The following is a 15,100-nucleotide window of genomic DNA, read 5'->3' as shown; positions in this document are numbered from 1 at the left end:
ACGCACCGGCAATCCCCTTTGATCCCAGCAGCCTGCAACGCCTGTTCGATGCGCGCATCGGCCATGGCGGCATGCTCGGCGTGCGCTACGAGCGTCACGCTGCCGACTGGTGCGAACTGGCGCTGCCCTATGACGCCAGGCTGATCGGCCAGCCCGATACCGGCGTGATGGCATCGGGCGCGATCATCGCGCTGATGGACATGGCGACGAGCTGCGCGGTGTGGATCCGGCGCGGCGGCTTCGTGCCGCAGGCGACGCTCGACCTACGCGTCGACTATCTGCGCCCCGCCACCCCCGGCCGCACCGTGATCGGGCGCGGCGAATGCTACCGCCTGACGCGATCGATCGCATTCGTGCGCGGCCAGGCGCATGACGGCGACGCCGACGATCCACTCGCGCATGTCGCGGGCACCTTCATGTTCACGGGTACCGGCGCATGAAGCTGCCGCCCTATGCCGATACGCTGGGCATCGCGCTCGCCAGTGCGCCGGGCGAGCCACCGCTGCTGACGATGGCGTTCGGCGGGGCGGTAATCGGCCGGCCCGGCTTCCTCCACGGCGGCGCGATCGCAGGCCTGCTCGAGATGGCGGCGATCGCGGCGCTCTCGCACGCGCTGGGCGACGAAGGCGACCGGATCAAGCCGATCAACGTCACGATCGATTACATGCGCGGCGGGCGCGAACGCGAGACCTGGGCGCAGGGCATCGTCACCCGGCTGGGCACACGCATCGCGAATGTCGAGGCGATGGCGTGGCAGGAAGACCGTACCCGCCCGATCGCAGCGGCGCGGATGCACTACATGCTCACGCGCGTATCGGCGTCGGCGGCCTAGACCGTAAAGCTCTCGCCGCAGCCGCAAGCACCCTTCGCGTTGGGATTGGCGAACACGAAGCCCGCGGTGAAGTCGTCCTCCACCCAGTCCATCGTCGATCCGATCAGGTACAGGACCGATCCGCCATCGACGAAGAAGCTGCCACCGGGCGTCTCGATCCGCTCGTCCATCGGATCGGCGGCGGTGACATAGTCGACCGAATAGGCAAGCCCCGAACAGCCGCGCCGCGGGGTGGAGAGCTTGACGCCGATCGCGCCCTCGGGCGCGCGCGCCATCAGATCGGCGACGCGACGCTCGGCGGCAGGCGTGAGCATGATCGCCTGGGGGCGCTGCCGTGTCGTGGTGGCCATCACAGCATCCCCAGTTCGAGCCGCGCCTCGTCGGACATCTTCATCGGGTCCCAGGGCGGATCCCATACCAGATTGACGTCGACCGTACCGACGCCGGGCACCGCGCCGACGCGCAGCTCGACTTCCATCGGCATCGATTCGGCGACCGGGCAATGCGGCGTGGTCAGCGTCATCGTGACGACGGCGTGGCCGTCCTCGGTCACCTCGACGCCGTAGATGAGGCCAAGGTCGTAGATGTTCACCGGAATCTCGGGGTCGAAGATATCCTTCAGCGCATCGATGATCGCGTCATAGGTGGCGCCGCCGGGCTGCCCCGCCGCCATGCCCTCGGGCTTCGCCGCCAGGAACCCGTCGAGATAGTCGCGACGGCGCTCCTGCGGCGCTTCTTCAGTATCGACGCGCGCACGCGGCGGCGCCTCGACGCCTTCGACTTCCTCGATCTTCAGCTTGCCGTCCATCATCCGAATATCCGTGTTACGCGTTCGATGCCTCGAGCCAGCGCCTCGACGTCGGCAGGGCCGTTATACACGCCGAAGCTGGCGCGCGCGGTGGCGGGTATGCCGAGAGCGTCCATCAGCGGCTGCGCGCAATGGTGGCCCGCGCGGATCGCCACCTTCGCTTCGTCCAAGATGGTGCCGATGTCGTGCGGATGCACCCCCTCGATCGCGAAGCTGACGATGCCTGCCGAATTCTCGGGGCCATAAAGCGTTACCGAATTGAAGCCCGACAGCGCCTCGCGCGCGGCGGCGACCAGCGCCGATTCATGCGCGTGGATGGCATCGAGGCCGATCGCCTCGACATAGTCGATCGCCGCGTGCAGCCCCAGCGCGCCGACGATGTGCGGAGTCCCCGCCTCGAAGCGCGCGGGCGGCGGCGCATAGCTCGTGCCGGCGAACGACACCTTGTCGATCATCGCGCCGCCGCCCTGCCAGGGCGGCATCGCCGCGAGCAGCTCGCCACGCGCCCACAGCACGCCGATGCCCGTCGGGCCATAGAGCTTGTGGCCCGAGAACACGTAGAAGTCGCAACCGAGCGCCGCCACATCGACGGTCAGGCGCGGCACCGCCTGGCAGCCATCGAGCAGCAGCTTCGCACCGACGCCATGCGCCAGATCGGCGGCGCGGCGCGCATCGAGGATCGCACCCGTGACGTTCGACACGTGCGCCAGCGCCACCAGCTTGTGTTGCGGCGTCAGCATCGCTGCCATCGCATCGAGATCGATCGCGTGATCGGACGTCAGCGGCGCCACGTCGATCACCGCGCCCGTGCGCTCGGCGACCATCTGCCACGGCACGATGTTCGAATGATGCTCGAGCAGCGACAGCATGATGCGGTCGCCGGGCCTGAGATTGGTCGCGGCCCAGCTCTGCGCGACGAGATTGATGCCTTCGGTGGCGCCGCGCACGAACACGCATTCCTCGGGCGCGGCGGCGCCGATGAACTCGGCCACGCGCCGGCGCGCAGCTTCATAGGCCAGCGTCATGTCGGCCGATCGCTGATAGACGCCGCGATGCACCGTCGCATAGGCGCTGTCATAGCCGCGCGCGATGGCATCGATCACCGCCTGCGGCTTCTGCGCGGTGGCGGCGGTGTCGAGATAGGCCCAGCCCGCCGGGATCGCGGGGAAATCGGCGAGCGCGTCGAGTGGGCGGGCAGCGGTGAGCACCGTCATGCCAGCGCCTCCGCGAGCCATGCCTCGGCATCGGCGAGGAACGCCGCGCGCACCGGCTCCTCGCCGATGCGATCGATCGCATCGGCGACGAAGGCACGCGTCAGCAGAGCCTTGGCGACGCCTTCGGGCAGGCCGCGCGACTGTAGATAGAACATCGCCGCGCGATCGAGCTCGCCCACCGTCGCGCCGTGCGCACACTTCACGTCGTCGGCGAAGATCTCGAGCTCGGGCTTGAGGTTCACCGTCGCGGTGCGGTCGAGCAGCAGGCCGCGCAGCGACTGCTCGCCATCGGTCTTCTGCGCGCCGCGCGCCACCTCGACGCGCGCGGCAAGGCTCGCGGCCGAGCGATCGGCGGCGACGGCGCGCCACAATTGCATGCTCGATCCGTCGAGCGCCGCATGGCGCACTGCAACCGCACATTCCTGCCGCTGCTCGCCGCGCGTCAGCAGCGCGCCGCCCATCTCGGCGAAACCGCCATCGCCCGTCACCACCAGTTCGCCGTCGATCCGGCTTCCCATCCCGCCGGCGCCGAGAAAGATGCTGACCAGGCTCGCCGCCTGGCCGATCTCGGCTTCCTCGCGCAGCGACACGAAGCCTGCCGACTGCACCAGCCGTACCGATCGCATCAGCCGCGCGCCTTCGGCCAGCCGGATGCGCGTGAGGCGATTGGCCCAGCCGCTGCCGGCATAGCTTTCCACCACGCTCGCCACCGCGTCGCGGCCGAGCGTAAGGGTGGCCGGCACATGGCTCTCGCCGCCGCTGCCCAAATGCGCGATCTGAATGCACGTCTCGGCCTCGCTGGCATCGAGGTCGAGCGACCAGCCGGTGCCGGCGGCATGCATGCCCAGCGGATGCGCGGTCTCGGCGGCAATCGCCTGCACCCTGACGCGACGCGGATCGCTCCGCGCGGCATCGAACGCGCCGTCGACAAACACCAGCCGCGGCCCATCGAGATCGAGGAAATGGTCGGCAGCATCGCCAATCTCGGCGCGCGGCGTCGTGCGCGCCGCGCTGAGCGTATCGAGATCGGCCCAGCGCCAGGCCTCGTCGCGGCGTGTGGGAAGCGTGATGCTCATCGCGCGCGCTCCTGCCACAGCGCGAGCAGCAGCCCGGTGCCGCCCGCCCACATGATGAACGCCGCCCCCGCCTGACTCGCGAAGCTGACGCCGGCATAGACATCGGGCACGAACGCGAAGCCGATGCCGTCGAGCAGCAGCGCCGCACCGGTGCCGAGCGCCATCATCGCGACCAGCGCGGGGCCCCGCGCCTGCCCCAACAGCCGCGCCGCCGCGACGGTGACGAGGCTGGTGACGATGCCCACGCCGAACATCGCCGCCGTCGCGACGCCGCCGTCGAACAGGAACGGCAGGAAATGCACGATCATCGCGCCGCACGCCCACAGCCCTACGCCGAGCGCGAAGCCGATCCAGCCCTGTCGCGCCGTCATCACGCCGCGAGCGCTCCATAGCCCTGCGCCTCGAGCTCGAGCGCGAGCTCGGGCCCGCCGGTGCGCGTGATGCGCCCATCGGCAAGGACGTGAACGAAATCGGGCCGCACATATTCGAGCAGCCGCTGATAGTGCGTGATGAGGATCACCGCCTTGTCGGGTGCGCGCAGGATGCGGTTGATGCCGTCGCCCACGGTGCGCAGCGCATCGATATCGAGCCCGCTATCGGTTTCGTCGAGGATCGCGAGGCGGGGCGAGAGGATGCCCATCTGCACCATCTCGTTGCGCTTCTTCTCGCCGCCCGAGAAGCCGACATTGACCGGCCGCTTGAGCATGTCGTGGTCCATGCCCAGCGCATCGGCCTGCGCGCGCGCGAGCTTGAGGAACTCGGCCCCCGAAAGCGGCGCCTCGCCCCGGCCCTTGCGCTGCGCGTTAAGGCTTTCGCGCAGGAACTGCACGTTCGAGATGCCGGGAATCTCGACGGGATACTGGAAGCCGAGAAACAATCCGGCCGCGGCGCGCTCATGCGGTTCGAGCTCGAGCAGGTCGGCGCCGTCGAAGCTGACGCTTCCCTCGGTCACCTCATAGCCGGGCCGCCCGCCCAGCACATAACCGAGCGTCGACTTGCCCGCGCCGTTCGGCCCCATGATCGCATGCACCTCGCCCGCATTCACGGTGAGGCTGAGGCCCTTGAGGATCGCATTGCCGGCGATTTCGGCGTGGAGGTTGTTGATTTCGAGCATCAGGTTCTCAGTTCGATGATGATTTGGCGGATTTCGTCGATGTCGAATAGGCCATCGCCCTGGAGCAGCAGCCGTTGGCGATATGGCTCAAGTTCAGGCGACTGCTTAACCGATGTGAAGTCATCCCACTCGTAATCGCCGCAGTGCGGCGCATCGCCGACGAAGCGTTCTAACGTGTCGGCAAGATCGAATCTGGTCACTGCCGCTGACCCACCTCACCGTCACCCCGGACTTGTTCCGGGGTCCACGTCTCCCCTCGCGCCGCCGCCAGAAGCTGTGCGGTAGATGCCGGACCAAGTCCGGCATGACGGGTAGGAATGACGTTCACCCCACGCTCCCCTCAAGGCTGATCCCCAGCAGCTTCTGCGCCTCGACCGCGAACTCCATCGGCAGCTGCTGCAGCACTTCCTTGGCGAAGCCGTTGACGATCAGCGCCACCGCGCTTTCGGCATCGAGCCCGCGCTGCATCGCATAGAACATTTGGTCGTCGCTGATCTTGCTCGTCGTCGCCTCGTGCTCGATCTGCGCCGAAGGATTGCGCACCTCGATATAGGGCACCGTGTGCGCGCCGCACTGCTCGCCGAGCAGCAGCGAATCGCACTGCGTGAAGTTGCGCACGCCCTCGGCGCCCGGCGCCACGCGCACCAGCCCGCGATAGGTGTTGTCGCTGCGCCCGGCCGAAATACCCTTCGACACGATCGTCGAGCGGCTGCCCTTGCCGTTGTGGATCATCTTGGTGCCCGTATCGGCCTGCTGGCGCCCGTTGGTGACGGCGACCGAATAGAACTCGCCGACCGAGTTCTCGCCGTTCAGCACGCAGCTTGGGTACTTCCAGGTGATCGCGCTGCCCGTCTCGACCTGCGTCCAGCTCACCTTGCTGTTGCGGCCCTGGCACAAAGCGCGCTTGGTGACGAAATTGTAGATGCCGCCCTTGCCGTTCTCGTCGCCGGGATACCAGTTCTGCACGGTCGAATATTTGATCTCGGCATCATCGAGCGCGACCAGCTCGACAACGGCGGCATGCAGCTGGTTCTCGTCGCGCATCGGCGCGGTGCAGCCTTCGAGATACGAGACGTACGCGCCCTTGTCGGCCACGATCAGCGTGCGTTCGAATTGGCCGGTATTCTCGGCGTTGATGCGGAAATAGGTGGAAAGCTCCATCGGGCAGCGCACGCCCTCGGGAATGTAGACAAAGGTGCCATCCGAAAAGACCGCGCAATTGAGCGTCGCGAAATAATTGTCGCGCATCGGCACGACCTTGCCCAGCCACTGGCGGACCAGATCGGGATATTCGCGGATCGCCTCACTGATCGAGCGGAAGATGACGCCGGCGGCCTCCAATTCCTTGCGAAAGGTGGTGGCGACCGAGACGCTGTCGAACACCGCATCGACCGCAACCTTCCGCTCGCCCTCGACGCCCGCGAGTACCTTCTGCTCCTCGATCGGGATGCCGAGCTTCTCGTAGACGCGCAGGATTTCGGGATCGACCTCGTCGAGGCTGCCCAGCTTGGGCTTCGCCTTGGGCTCGGCGTAGTAATAGGCGTCCTGATAGTCGATCGGCGGGACGTTCAGCTTCGCCCAGTCGGGCGCTTCCATCGTCTGCCACAGGCGAAAAGCCTTCAGCCGCCAGTCGAGCATCCATTCGGGCTCGTTCTTCTTGGCCGAGATGAAGCGGACTGTTTCCTCGCTCAGCCCCTTGGGCGCGAAGTCCTGCTCGATGTCCGAGCTGAAACCCCATTCATACTTCTTGTTGGCGGCGGCGAGCGCCTCGGCATTGCGGGTGGCCATCATGCATGTACCTCGTTCGCCGGCGCACGTGGCGCGGCGATAGTGATCGGGGAAGCGAGCGCCGCCAGGCTGATCGCGGCGAGCGCGCCGCGCACCACGTCGTTCACGCCGTTCCAGTGCGGCTGGACGCGGCAATTGCCCTCGGCCGCGCAATCGTGGCGCCCGGCATCGACGCAGGGCGTCAGCGCGATCGGCCCCTCGATCGCTTCGATGATCTCGGCCAGGCTGATCGCGGCGGGCGGGCGCGCCAGGCGAAAGCCGCCGCCGGTGCCGCGCGAGCTTTCGATCAGGCCGGCAGCCGAGAGCCGGCTGACGAGCTTCTGCACCGTCGGCAGCGGCAGCGCCGTCTCGGCCGCGAGGAGCGTGGCGTTCAGCCGCGTGCCGCCGCAATGGCGCGCGGCGGCCTGCAACATCACGACGGCATAATCGGCCTGGGCGGAGAGGCGCACTTTGGTCCCAATCGGAATGAAATCGTCCGATTGCATGTGGGCGCTCGTGCGGTGCGGGTCAACCCGGTGGCGCCAGCTCGTTGAATGCCTGCGGCTGGAGCGTCAGTGCCAGCAGCGGATCGATGCGCGTGGCGAGCGCGCCGGGCGTGTGGCCGGTGAAGTGCCGGATCTCGCGGATCATGTGGCTCTGGTCATAGAAGGCGCCGGCGATATCGGCGGCGTCGGCACCGTCGAGCAAGGCGGCGGCGGCATGCAGCGCGCGGAACTTGCGTTCGAGCAATTTGGGTGGCGCGCCGAAATAGCGGTTCACCAGCCGCTCGGTCTGGCGCGGCGAGATGGCGAGCGACGCATAGAGCGCAGCGACGGGCTGCGGCAGCGGGTTGGCCAGCCATATCCGCACCGCTTCGCACAACTGCTGGTGCGCGATCGGCAGCGGGCGCGCATAGCGAACGATGAACGGCTCGGCCAGCGCGACCATCGCCTCGACGCCGCCGTCGCAGGTCGCTAGCGCATCGTACAGCGCCGCCGCTTCCTGCCCGAACACCGCGACGCCATCGGTCACATGATCGGCGCGCTCGTCGGCGGGAATGCCGATCAGCGCGCCCCATCCGACCGGGCGCAACGCCATGCCGAAACAATGGAATGGTCCCTCGACACGCCACGATGCCGCGCCGGTGCCGGGCCCACTCACCATCACCGGGCACGAGGGTTCGACATGGCCGCCTGGAAAGCGCAGCGCGCCGTGCCCCTTCAGCATGAAGCGGATCTGGCCGACATCGGCGCGTTCGACGCCCTCGACCACGGCATCGTCGCAGCGATAATAATAGAAGGTCGAGACATAGGGCGCGACGGCAGATGATGGATGCGCGAAATCGATCTGCATCATTGGCTCGCGGAAAATACGCCGGCGACGTCCGGCGCGACTGTCGTTGGTTTACGCTAGCGAAACCACCCGCCACAAAAAAGAGGCGACCGACACGAATGCCGGCCGCCTCAGAAGAAGGTGCCCCCTGTTAGAAAGCCCCCTCGGGTCGCAACGATCGGATAGGCGAGTCGTACCGATTCGGTCTTGGATGAATCCGACATAGCGTGAACGCGCAATTTTCCTTTTGCGCGCGTCCCGCCGCGATGCGAAACGCGCCGCCATGTTCGCCGCTCTCGCCCGCCCCGCGCTGTTCGCGCTCGACCCCGAACGCGCGCACGGCCTGACGATCACCGCGCTCGCGCGCTGGGGCGCGGCAGGCACACCGTTCGCGCCATCGCTGCCCGACGATCCCGTCGAGATCGCCGGGCTGCGCTTTCGCAACCGGCTGGGGCTGGCGGCGGGCGTCGACAAGGATGCGCAGGCGATCGCCGGCTTTTTCGGCCTGGGCTTCGGCGCGGTCGAGGTGGGGACGCTCACGCCGCTCCCCCAACCGGGCAATCCGCGCCCGCGCCTGTTCCGGCTCGTAGACGACGATGGCGTCGTCAATCGCATGGGCTTCAACAATGGCGGCGTCGAGGGCGCGCTGCCACGCCTCGCGGCGGCACGCAGGCGCACGGGCGTGCTCGGCGTCAATGTCGGCGCGAACAAGGATTCGGCCGATCGCGTCGCCGATTATGCCAGGGCCGTCGCACGTGTCGCGCCGCATGCCGATTACGTCACGATCAACGTGAGCAGCCCCAACACGCCGGGACTGCGCGATCTCCAGGCGCAGCCGGCGCTCGGCGAACTGCTCGCCGCGAGCGACGCAGCGCGCCACGCCGCCGGCGGTCGCGTGCCGCTGTTCCTCAAGATCGCCCCCGATCTCGACCGCGCGGGCATTGAGGTCGCGGTGCGCGCAGCGGTCGACAACCATGTCGATGCGCTGATCGTGTCGAACACCACCATCTCGCGCCCATCGACGCTGCGCTCGCCCAACGCACGCGAGGCAGGCGGCCTGTCGGGCGCGCCGCTGCGCGCACTGGCGCGCGCCAAGCTCGCCGAGGCGCATGCCATGGCCGATGGCGCGCTGCCGCTCATTTCGGCCGGCGGCATCGATTCGGCCGACGAGGCGCTGCGCCGCATCGATGCCGGCGCCGTGATGGTGCAGCTCTATTCGGCGCTGGTGTATCGTGGTCCGGGCCTTGCGGCGCGCATCGTGCGGGGCATGGCCGCCGCCCGCCGCACGGAACCCTGACGCGCGCCGAGCGATTGGGACGCTGTATTCGCGAGGAGACCCAAGATGCGCCGATCGCTTGCCCTTATCCCCGCCGCCGCGCTGGCGCTGGGCGCCTGCGCCATGAATGACGGCATGACAGGCGGCGATGCCGCCGCAGTCGCCGATCTGACCACTGCCAACGGGCAGGCGGTCGGTCGCGCGACGGCGTCGGAAAGCAACGGTAACATCGTCGTCAGCCTCGATGCGCGCAACATGCCGCCCGGCGTGCATGCGGTGCATGTCCATACCACCGGCCGCTGCGACGCGCCGGGGTTCGAAAGTGCCGGCGGCCATTGGAACCCCACCAACGCGCAGCATGGCACGCAGAACCCCGCCGGTCCGCACGCCGGCGACATGCCCAACGTGACGATCGCCGCCGACGGTAGCGGCAGCGGGCAGTTCACGCTGCCCGCCGGCACGCTCGACGGCATGTTCGATGCCGATGGTTCGGCTTTCATCGTCCATGCCGGCGCCGACGACCTGCGTACCGACCCTTCGGGCAATGCCGGCGGTCGCATCGCCTGCGGCGTGTTCCGGCGGAGCTGATCGCGTGAACATGGCGACGCCCGAACCGGCGGTGCTGTTCGTGTGCCTCGGCAATATCTGCCGCTCGCCGCTCGCCAAGGCGGCAATGCGTGCCGAAGCCGATCGTCGCGACGTGCCGGTGCGCGTCGATTCGGCCGGCACCGGCGATTGGCATGTCGGCCAACCGCCCGATCGGCGCGCGATCACAACAGCCGAACGCGCGGGCCTCGATATCAAGGGCTATCGCGCGCGCCAGTTCGAGGTCGCCGATTTCTATCGGTTCACGCACATCGTGGCGCTCGACCGGTCGAACCGCAGCGACATCGAATCGATACGCCCCGACGATGCCACCGCGCAGGTGTCGCTGCTGCTCGATCATGTCCCGGGACGCGAGGGCGAGGACGTGTTCGATCCCTATACGGGCGGCGACGACGCCTTTGCCGAGACGCTTGCCGACGTGACGCTTGGCGCCAGTGCGCTCGTCGACGCGATCGCGAAGACGCGTACCGTGATGGCTGCCTGAGCCCGCCGCACCTGCACATAGAAAAGCCCCCGGCCGCGTCGTGCGTCCGGGGGCTCTATTTTCGTCCGTCTTGTCAGCGGCAGGTCACGTTGTCGCGATCGATCGCTTCGCCTGCCGCGGCACCCGCTGCACCGCCCAGCAGTGCACCGAGCAGGCCCGAGCCGCCCGGCGAGATGATCGAGCCGAGCGCACCACCCGCGATACCGCCGACGATCAGGCCCGTGGTGCCGTCGTTGCGGCGGCAATAATAGCGGCCGTCGCGACCGGCATAGATGCGGTCGTTGCGGCTCAGGCGACGCGGCGCATAATTGGGTCCGTCGCGATAATATTGCTCGGCATAATAGGGATCGCCGCCGATGCCCGCACCGCCGAACAGCCCGCCGCCGCCATATTGGCTACATCCCGCGACCATCGTCGCTGCTCCGATGATCCCGATCGTCAATGCACGCATACTCGACCTCCTGTTGCTTGGTCCTGCGTCAATGCGGGGAAGCCGATAAGGTTGCGACGGTGCCGAAACGTTTGGGTCCCCGGGGCGGGTCAGGGCTGCGCCGCAACGGCGCCGCGCGGCTGGGCGATGCTCGGAACGGGCCCAGTGGCAGGCGCCAGCGCCGCACGATCGGCCTCGCTGACCGGCGCGGTGGGATCGGGGCGGAACGCCTCGGGTGCGCGCGCCGACGCGTCGCGTGGTTCGCCCAACGCCTGAAGATCGGAAACGGCGTGGCCGCCGATCGCCTTGCGCTGCGCCCGGCGCGACAGCGCACGTCGTGCCGCATTGGCGCCGACGCCGGCCGCGACGAGGCCGACCACCGTTGCGAGGATGCGCCCGTTGCTGCGCGCGGGGGATTCGGTGACGGCCATGACATGCTCCTGCTTTGCGATGCGCGTTCAACCGGCGAGGCGTTGCCGCGGTTCCGCCCGGCCGGGGCTTGCGCGACGCACCGGCTTGGCCGAAAGCGCCGCGAGAGCGCCGCGCGGGGCGGCCGACGGGGAAGCCTGCACATGAGCCATGCCACGCTGGCGATCGATGGCGGCACGCCGCTGCGCGAGCGGCCGTTCGCCCCCTGGCCGCATTTCGCCGACGACGAGGTTGAGGCTGCCGCACAGACCCTGCGCACCGGCCGCGTCAACCAGTGGACGGGCAGCGAGGTGCGCGACTTCGAGGCCGATTATGCGGCAGCGCTCGGCGCGCGTCATGCCATCGCGCTCGCCAACGGCACGCTGGCGCTCGAACTCGCGCTGATGGCCTATGGCATCGGGCCGGGCGACGAGGTGGTGACGACGCCGCGCACCTTCATCGCCTCGGCCAGCGCCGTGGTGATGCGCGGCGCGACGCCGGTGCTCGCCGATGTCGATCCGGTCACGCAGAACATCACGCCCGAGACGATCGCCGCGGTGCTCACCCCCGCCACGCGCGCGATCATCGCGGTGCATCTGGCGGGCTGGCCGTGCGACATGCGCGGCATCATGGCGCTGGCGCGCGAGCGCGGGCTGGTGGTGATCGAGGATTGCGCGCAGGCGCATGGCGCCGAGATCGACGGCGAGCCCGTCGGCAGCTTCGGCGACGCCGCCGCCTTCTCGTTCTGCCAAGACAAGATCATCACCACCGGCGGCGAAGGCGGGCTGCTCGTGCTCGACGACGAGGAGCGTTACCGCACCGCCTGGGCCTACAAGGACCACGGAAAATCCTACGCGGCGGTGTTCGAGCGGGAGCATGCGCCGGGCTTTCGCTGGCTGCACGAGAGCTTCGGCACCAACTGGCGCCTGACCGAATTCCAGGCGGCGATCGGCCGGCTGCAACTCGCCAAGCTGCCCGGCTGGACCGCGCGACGCATCGCCAATGCCGAGGCGCTCGACGAAGGCTTGGGCGGCGTGGCCGGGCTGCACGTCGCGACACTGCCCGCGGGCGTGCGCCATGCGCGCTACAAATATTATGTTCAGGTCGATGCCGATGCGCTGGCCGACGGCTGGGACAACCAGCGCATCGCCGCCGCCGTGACCGCCGAGGGCGTGCCCTGCTTCACCGGTAGTTGCAGCGAGATCTATCTCGAGAAAGCGTTCGTCGAGGCGAAGCTGGGCCCCGCGCAGCGCCTGCCCAACGCCGTGCGCCTCGGCCGCGAAAGCCTGATGCTGCTGGTGCATCCGACACTCGGCGAAGCCGATATGCACGAGGCCGCCGCCGCACTGGCTAAGGTGATGAACGTCGCCCGGCGCTGAAACCGCGCCGGCCGGGGGCAAGCGTCACACCTGTGTCGGGCATGCGCCCGCTAGCCGTTTGCCCATGCTGACACGTTGTTCTTCGAGATAACCGTGCCGGCGATAGAATGCCGCGGCGCCGTCATTTGTGGTTCGTACCTGGAGGTTGATCTTGGTGCAGCCGGCTCGCGCCAGTCGACGCTCGGCTTCGGCGAGCATCCGCGACCCGGCGCCTTGTCGTTGATGGTCGGGCCGCACCGCGACGCTGTAGAGCCAGCCTCGATGGCCGTCATAGCCCGCCATGATCGTGCCCACGACATGGCCGGACGTTTCGGCGACGATGAAAAGCTCGGGTTGGACGAGCAGCTTCGCCGGGATCGCTACTGCCGCGCGGTTCCACGGCGGATCGTGCTGAAACACCGCTTCCCACAGCGCTTCGACCCCTGCAAAGTGCCAGTCGGCATAGCTTACGATCTCGACCATGCGCCTTGATAGCGCGGAACGGCGGGTCGCGAAATCGAGCGATACGCCGCAACGGCGCTCACTGCGGCCGCATCGCCTTCCAAGCTTGCGCGATGTCGGCGATGTCGCCGGCCACGCGGCGGAAGGGGGCGGGGTCGTTGCCGATGCTGGCATCGACCACCTGCTGGCGCGAGGCGCGATAGAGCGTCGCGAACGACTGCGCCGCCGCGCCGCCCTTGTCGAAATCGAGCCCGGCCTCGAGCGCGAACAGGATCGCGGTGGCGCGTGTCACGCGTTCTCCCTTCACCTTGAAGTTGCGCCGTTCGGTCGCCCAGGCGGCCGCCCCCAGCGCGGCGATCAATTCGTCGTAGAGCAAGGTGACAAGCATGTGCGGGTCGGCCGACTGCGTGCGCGCGGTCAGGTCGATCTGGCGATAGGTCGTCGCCGGGTCGGCGGCGAGCGCGGTGGCGTAGCGCGGCATGGCGTCAGCGCTGCGCGTTCCAGGCGTCGACCTGCTGCTCGAGGAAGGTCTGTGTCGACTTGTACACCGCCACCTTGGCATCCATGCTGGCGAACTGCTGCGTCATCCGCACGCGCAGCGCCTCGGCACTCTCGAGCGCCTTGGCGCGCTCGTCGGCGACGTCCATCTGCTGGTCGGTATAGCGCGCCTCGCTGGCGCCCAAGCCGGTGCTGCGGCTCGTCGCCGCCGTCGCGATGCTTGCCAGCGCAGTGGTAAGCCCGCCGCCGCTCGCGAAGATCGCCTCCACGGCTTGCGGTTGTTCGGTCAGCACGCGCGTCAGCCGCACGGCGTCGACGCTCAGCGTGCCGTCGCGATTGGTGGCGACGCCGAGCTCGGCCAGCGTGTTGGGTACGCCCGGCGCGGCGTTGGCGACGAGCGGTTGCGCGGCGAGGCGGCGCAACTGGTCGCTCAGGTTGCGTGCGGCATTATCGCTGCGCAGCGGGCCGGTAACCGGATCGGTCGCCTCGGCGAGCATCGCGCGCAGTTCGTTATAGGTGGCGACGACGTCCTCCACCGCCTGCCCCAGCGCGGTCACGGGCGCGGTGGTGCCGATCCGCACGACGGTGCCGGGCTGCGCAGTCACCAGATCGAGCCGTACGCCGGGCACGATATTGTTGATCGTATTGCTCGCGCGCTGGAGATCGACGCCGTCGACGCGCAGCAGCGCATCGCCCGCCGCGGTGCTGACGGTCGACTGCGTGCCGGTCCGCCCTACCGCGAGCGCAGCGAGGCCCGGCGTGCCGGTCTCGGCCACGTTCATCTCGAATGCCTGGCTCTCGCCCGTCGCACCCTTGAGCACCAGCCGCGCGCCATTGCCATCGCTCAGCACGCTCGCACGCACCGATATGCCGGCGGCGTTGATCTTGGCGGCGATGCCGTCGAGCGTCGCGTCAGCGGTGCCGATCTCGACCGTCACCGCCTCGCCCGCACCGGGCGTGAAGCCGGTGAACGCGCCGTCCTCGATCTCGGCCTTGCCGAAGGTGAAGGTGAGCGTGCCTGTGCCGACCGTCGCCGCGCTGCCGCGCGTCTCGAGACGGCTGTGCACGGTCTGCGCGGTGGCGATCTGGCGCACCTCGATATCGGCGGCCGAAGCCCGCGCGGTGCTGCCCGGCTGCACGCTCACGCCGAGGATATCGGGCTTCGAGCTCGTCGGCTGTGTGGTGAGCGTACCGCTGCGCGTGAGCGAGGCCAGCGCCGCCGAGAAGCCGCTGATCGCGTTCTTGAGCTCGGACGCGCTCGATATCTGCGCGGTCAGCGTCTCGCTGCGTGTGTCGAGCCGCTCGGTGCGGTTGGCGAACTGCGCGTCGACGAGGCTCGTCACCAGCGCACCGATGTCGATGCCCGATCCGGTGCCCAGCGTCTTGGCGATCGATTCGATGGTCACGCGAAATTCCCCCCGCCGGCTATCTGTTC

Annotated in this window: 21 protein-coding genes; 6 read left to right on the top strand and 15 right to left on the bottom strand. The window is 68.6% G+C overall.

Translation table 11 applies throughout. The annotated features are described in order from the left end of the window. Positions 1 to 71: 71 nt before the first annotated feature. Positions 72 to 440, top strand: coding sequence for a PaaI family thioesterase (locus FBR43_RS15745; RefSeq protein ID WP_136944292.1), 369 nt, complete (start codon positions 72 to 74; stop codon positions 438 to 440). Beyond that, the gene (locus FBR43_RS15740) at positions 437 to 832 is read left to right on the top strand and encodes a PaaI family thioesterase (protein WP_136943961.1); all 396 of its coding nucleotides are present in this window, start codon (positions 437 to 439) and stop codon (positions 830 to 832) included. The genes FBR43_RS15745 and FBR43_RS15740 overlap by 4 nt, the downstream gene beginning before the upstream one ends. Here FBR43_RS15740 and FBR43_RS15735 read toward each other — a convergent pair. The 10 genes from FBR43_RS15735 to FBR43_RS15690 all read right to left on the bottom strand — a co-directional run bounded on the left by FBR43_RS15735 (position 829) and on the right by FBR43_RS15690 (position 8,167). Continuing rightward, positions 829 to 1,182, bottom strand: a complete 354-nt coding sequence (locus FBR43_RS15735; protein WP_136943960.1) for a HesB/IscA family protein — start codon at positions 1,180 to 1,182, stop codon at positions 829 to 831. The genes FBR43_RS15740 and FBR43_RS15735 overlap by 4 nt on opposite strands. Next, positions 1,182 to 1,643 carry an SUF system Fe-S cluster assembly protein gene (locus FBR43_RS15730; RefSeq protein WP_394344040.1) on the bottom strand — a complete coding sequence of 154 codons (462 nt, stop codon included), beginning with the start codon at positions 1,641 to 1,643 and terminating at the stop codon, positions 1,182 to 1,184. Before FBR43_RS15730 ends, FBR43_RS15735 begins: the two co-directional genes overlap by 1 nt. Further along, positions 1,640 to 2,854: a cysteine desulfurase gene (locus FBR43_RS15725; RefSeq protein ID WP_136943959.1), complete on the bottom strand. Its 1,215-nt coding sequence runs from the start codon at positions 2,852 to 2,854 to the stop codon at positions 1,640 to 1,642. The genes FBR43_RS15730 and FBR43_RS15725 overlap by 4 nt, the downstream gene beginning before the upstream one ends. After that, the gene (locus FBR43_RS15720) at positions 2,851 to 3,930 is read right to left on the bottom strand and encodes a SufD family Fe-S cluster assembly protein (protein ID WP_136943958.1); all 1,080 of its coding nucleotides are present in this window, start codon (positions 3,928 to 3,930) and stop codon (positions 2,851 to 2,853) included. Before FBR43_RS15720 ends, FBR43_RS15725 begins: the two co-directional genes overlap by 4 nt. After that, a complete protein-coding gene (locus FBR43_RS15715; protein WP_136943957.1) occupies positions 3,927 to 4,301 on the bottom strand; it encodes a hypothetical protein in 375 nt (124 codons plus the stop codon). The genes FBR43_RS15720 and FBR43_RS15715 overlap by 4 nt, the downstream gene beginning before the upstream one ends. Continuing rightward, positions 4,301 to 5,044 carry a Fe-S cluster assembly ATPase SufC gene (sufC, locus tag FBR43_RS15710; RefSeq protein ID WP_136943956.1) on the bottom strand — a complete coding sequence of 248 codons (744 nt, stop codon included), beginning with the start codon at positions 5,042 to 5,044 and terminating at the stop codon, positions 4,301 to 4,303. Before sufC ends, FBR43_RS15715 begins: the two co-directional genes overlap by 1 nt. Continuing rightward, a complete protein-coding gene (locus FBR43_RS15705) occupies positions 5,044 to 5,244 on the bottom strand; it encodes a hypothetical protein (RefSeq protein WP_136943955.1) in 201 nt (66 codons plus the stop codon). Before FBR43_RS15705 ends, sufC begins: the two co-directional genes overlap by 1 nt. A gap of 124 nt (positions 5,245 to 5,368) precedes the next feature. Next, positions 5,369 to 6,832, bottom strand: a complete 1,464-nt coding sequence (sufB, locus tag FBR43_RS15700) for a Fe-S cluster assembly protein SufB (RefSeq protein WP_136944290.1) — start codon at positions 6,830 to 6,832, stop codon at positions 5,369 to 5,371. Continuing rightward, positions 6,832 to 7,281, bottom strand: coding sequence for an RrF2 family transcriptional regulator (locus tag FBR43_RS15695; RefSeq protein WP_136943954.1), 450 nt, complete (start codon positions 7,279 to 7,281; stop codon positions 6,832 to 6,834). Before FBR43_RS15695 ends, sufB begins: the two co-directional genes overlap by 1 nt. Positions 7,282 to 7,339: 58 nt before the next feature. Beyond that, positions 7,340 to 8,167, bottom strand: a complete 828-nt coding sequence (locus FBR43_RS15690; protein WP_136943953.1) for a helix-turn-helix domain-containing protein — start codon at positions 8,165 to 8,167, stop codon at positions 7,340 to 7,342. Between the two features lie 259 nt (positions 8,168 to 8,426). Between FBR43_RS15690 and FBR43_RS15685 the strand changes: the two genes are divergently transcribed. Genes FBR43_RS15685 through FBR43_RS15675 form a run of 3 tightly spaced genes read left to right on the top strand, consistent with a single transcriptional unit; the run spans position 8,427 to position 10,509 of the window. Beyond that, the gene (locus tag FBR43_RS15685) at positions 8,427 to 9,440 is read left to right on the top strand and encodes a quinone-dependent dihydroorotate dehydrogenase (RefSeq protein WP_136943952.1); all 1,014 of its coding nucleotides are present in this window, start codon (positions 8,427 to 8,429) and stop codon (positions 9,438 to 9,440) included. Positions 9,441 to 9,485: 45 nt separating this feature from the next. Continuing rightward, on the top strand, positions 9,486 to 10,007 hold the full coding sequence (locus FBR43_RS15680) for a superoxide dismutase family protein (protein WP_136943951.1): 522 nt from the start codon (positions 9,486 to 9,488) through the stop codon (positions 10,005 to 10,007). A gap of 10 nt (positions 10,008 to 10,017) precedes the next feature. Beyond that, a complete protein-coding gene (locus tag FBR43_RS15675; protein ID WP_136943950.1) occupies positions 10,018 to 10,509 on the top strand; it encodes a low molecular weight protein-tyrosine-phosphatase in 492 nt (163 codons plus the stop codon). A gap of 73 nt (positions 10,510 to 10,582) precedes the next feature. Here the strand turns inward: FBR43_RS15675 and FBR43_RS15670 are convergent, their stop codons facing one another. Then, positions 10,583 to 10,960: a hypothetical protein gene (locus FBR43_RS15670; RefSeq protein WP_169542643.1), complete on the bottom strand. Its 378-nt coding sequence runs from the start codon at positions 10,958 to 10,960 to the stop codon at positions 10,583 to 10,585. A gap of 89 nt (positions 10,961 to 11,049) precedes the next feature. Beyond that, positions 11,050 to 11,370, bottom strand: coding sequence for a hypothetical protein (locus FBR43_RS15665; RefSeq protein ID WP_136943949.1), 321 nt, complete (start codon positions 11,368 to 11,370; stop codon positions 11,050 to 11,052). Between the two features lie 141 nt (positions 11,371 to 11,511). Here FBR43_RS15665 and FBR43_RS15660 point away from each other — a divergent pair, with 141 nt between their 5' ends. Next, positions 11,512 to 12,726 carry a DegT/DnrJ/EryC1/StrS family aminotransferase gene (locus FBR43_RS15660; RefSeq protein ID WP_136943948.1) on the top strand — a complete coding sequence of 405 codons (1,215 nt, stop codon included), beginning with the start codon at positions 11,512 to 11,514 and terminating at the stop codon, positions 12,724 to 12,726. A 24-nt stretch (positions 12,727 to 12,750) separates the two neighbouring features. Here FBR43_RS15660 and FBR43_RS15655 read toward each other — a convergent pair whose 3' ends face one another. The 3 genes from FBR43_RS15655 to fliD are packed head-to-tail and all read right to left on the bottom strand — an operon-like array spanning position 12,751 to position 15,071. Beyond that, positions 12,751 to 13,188, bottom strand: coding sequence for a GNAT family acetyltransferase (locus FBR43_RS15655; RefSeq protein WP_394344039.1), 438 nt, complete (start codon positions 13,186 to 13,188; stop codon positions 12,751 to 12,753). Between the two features lie 58 nt (positions 13,189 to 13,246). Further along, a complete protein-coding gene (gene fliS / locus FBR43_RS15650) occupies positions 13,247 to 13,648 on the bottom strand; it encodes a flagellar export chaperone FliS (protein ID WP_136943946.1) in 402 nt (133 codons plus the stop codon). Positions 13,649 to 13,652: 4 nt separating this feature from the next. Further along, positions 13,653 to 15,071, bottom strand: coding sequence for a flagellar filament capping protein FliD (fliD, locus tag FBR43_RS15645; protein WP_136943945.1), 1,419 nt, complete (start codon positions 15,069 to 15,071; stop codon positions 13,653 to 13,655). Positions 15,072 to 15,100: the final 29 nt, after the last annotated feature.

Origin of the sequence: Sphingomonas baiyangensis, assembly GCF_005144715.1 — a bacterium.
In the GTDB taxonomy this organism is placed as follows: Bacteria; Pseudomonadota; Alphaproteobacteria; order Sphingomonadales; family Sphingomonadaceae; genus Sphingomonas; species Sphingomonas baiyangensis.
The sequence above is the reverse complement of the archived record's forward strand: the minus strand, read 5'-3'. Positions and strand labels throughout refer to the sequence as shown.

Bases quoted from the DNA above. Each gene is read 5' to 3' on its own strand.
- FBR43_RS15745 (WP_136944292.1), top strand. From the start codon at position 72: ATGCTCGGCGTGCGCTACGAGCGTCACGCTGCCGACTGGTGCGAACTG.
- FBR43_RS15740 (WP_136943961.1), top strand. From the start codon at position 437: ATGAAGCTGCCGCCCTATGCCGATACGCTGGGCATCGCGCTCGCCAGT.
- FBR43_RS15735 (WP_136943960.1), bottom strand. From the start codon at position 1,182: ATGGCCACCACGACACGGCAGCGCCCCCAGGCGATCATGCTCACGCCT.
- FBR43_RS15730 (WP_394344040.1), bottom strand. From the start codon at position 1,643: ATGATGGACGGCAAGCTGAAGATCGAGGAAGTCGAAGGCGTCGAGGCG.
- FBR43_RS15725 (WP_136943959.1), bottom strand. From the start codon at position 2,854: ATGACGGTGCTCACCGCTGCCCGCCCACTCGACGCGCTCGCCGATTTC.
- FBR43_RS15720 (WP_136943958.1), bottom strand. From the start codon at position 3,930: ATGAGCATCACGCTTCCCACACGCCGCGACGAGGCCTGGCGCTGGGCC.
- FBR43_RS15715 (WP_136943957.1), bottom strand. From the start codon at position 4,301: ATGACGGCGCGACAGGGCTGGATCGGCTTCGCGCTCGGCGTAGGGCTG.
- sufC (WP_136943956.1), bottom strand. From the start codon at position 5,044: ATGCTCGAAATCAACAACCTCCACGCCGAAATCGCCGGCAATGCGATC.
- sufB (WP_136944290.1), bottom strand. From the start codon at position 6,832: ATGGCCACCCGCAATGCCGAGGCGCTCGCCGCCGCCAACAAGAAGTAT.
- FBR43_RS15690 (WP_136943953.1), bottom strand. From the start codon at position 8,167: ATGATGCAGATCGATTTCGCGCATCCATCATCTGCCGTCGCGCCCTAT.
- FBR43_RS15685 (WP_136943952.1), top strand. From the start codon at position 8,427: ATGTTCGCCGCTCTCGCCCGCCCCGCGCTGTTCGCGCTCGACCCCGAA.
- FBR43_RS15680 (WP_136943951.1), top strand. From the start codon at position 9,486: ATGCGCCGATCGCTTGCCCTTATCCCCGCCGCCGCGCTGGCGCTGGGC.
- FBR43_RS15675 (WP_136943950.1), top strand. From the start codon at position 10,018: ATGGCGACGCCCGAACCGGCGGTGCTGTTCGTGTGCCTCGGCAATATC.
- FBR43_RS15670 (WP_169542643.1), bottom strand. From the start codon at position 10,960: ATGCGTGCATTGACGATCGGGATCATCGGAGCAGCGACGATGGTCGCG.
- FBR43_RS15665 (WP_136943949.1), bottom strand. From the start codon at position 11,370: ATGGCCGTCACCGAATCCCCCGCGCGCAGCAACGGGCGCATCCTCGCA.
- FBR43_RS15660 (WP_136943948.1), top strand. From the start codon at position 11,512: ATGAGCCATGCCACGCTGGCGATCGATGGCGGCACGCCGCTGCGCGAG.
- FBR43_RS15655 (WP_394344039.1), bottom strand. From the start codon at position 13,188: ATGGTCGAGATCGTAAGCTATGCCGACTGGCACTTTGCAGGGGTCGAA.
- fliS (WP_136943946.1), bottom strand. From the start codon at position 13,648: ATGCCGCGCTACGCCACCGCGCTCGCCGCCGACCCGGCGACGACCTAT.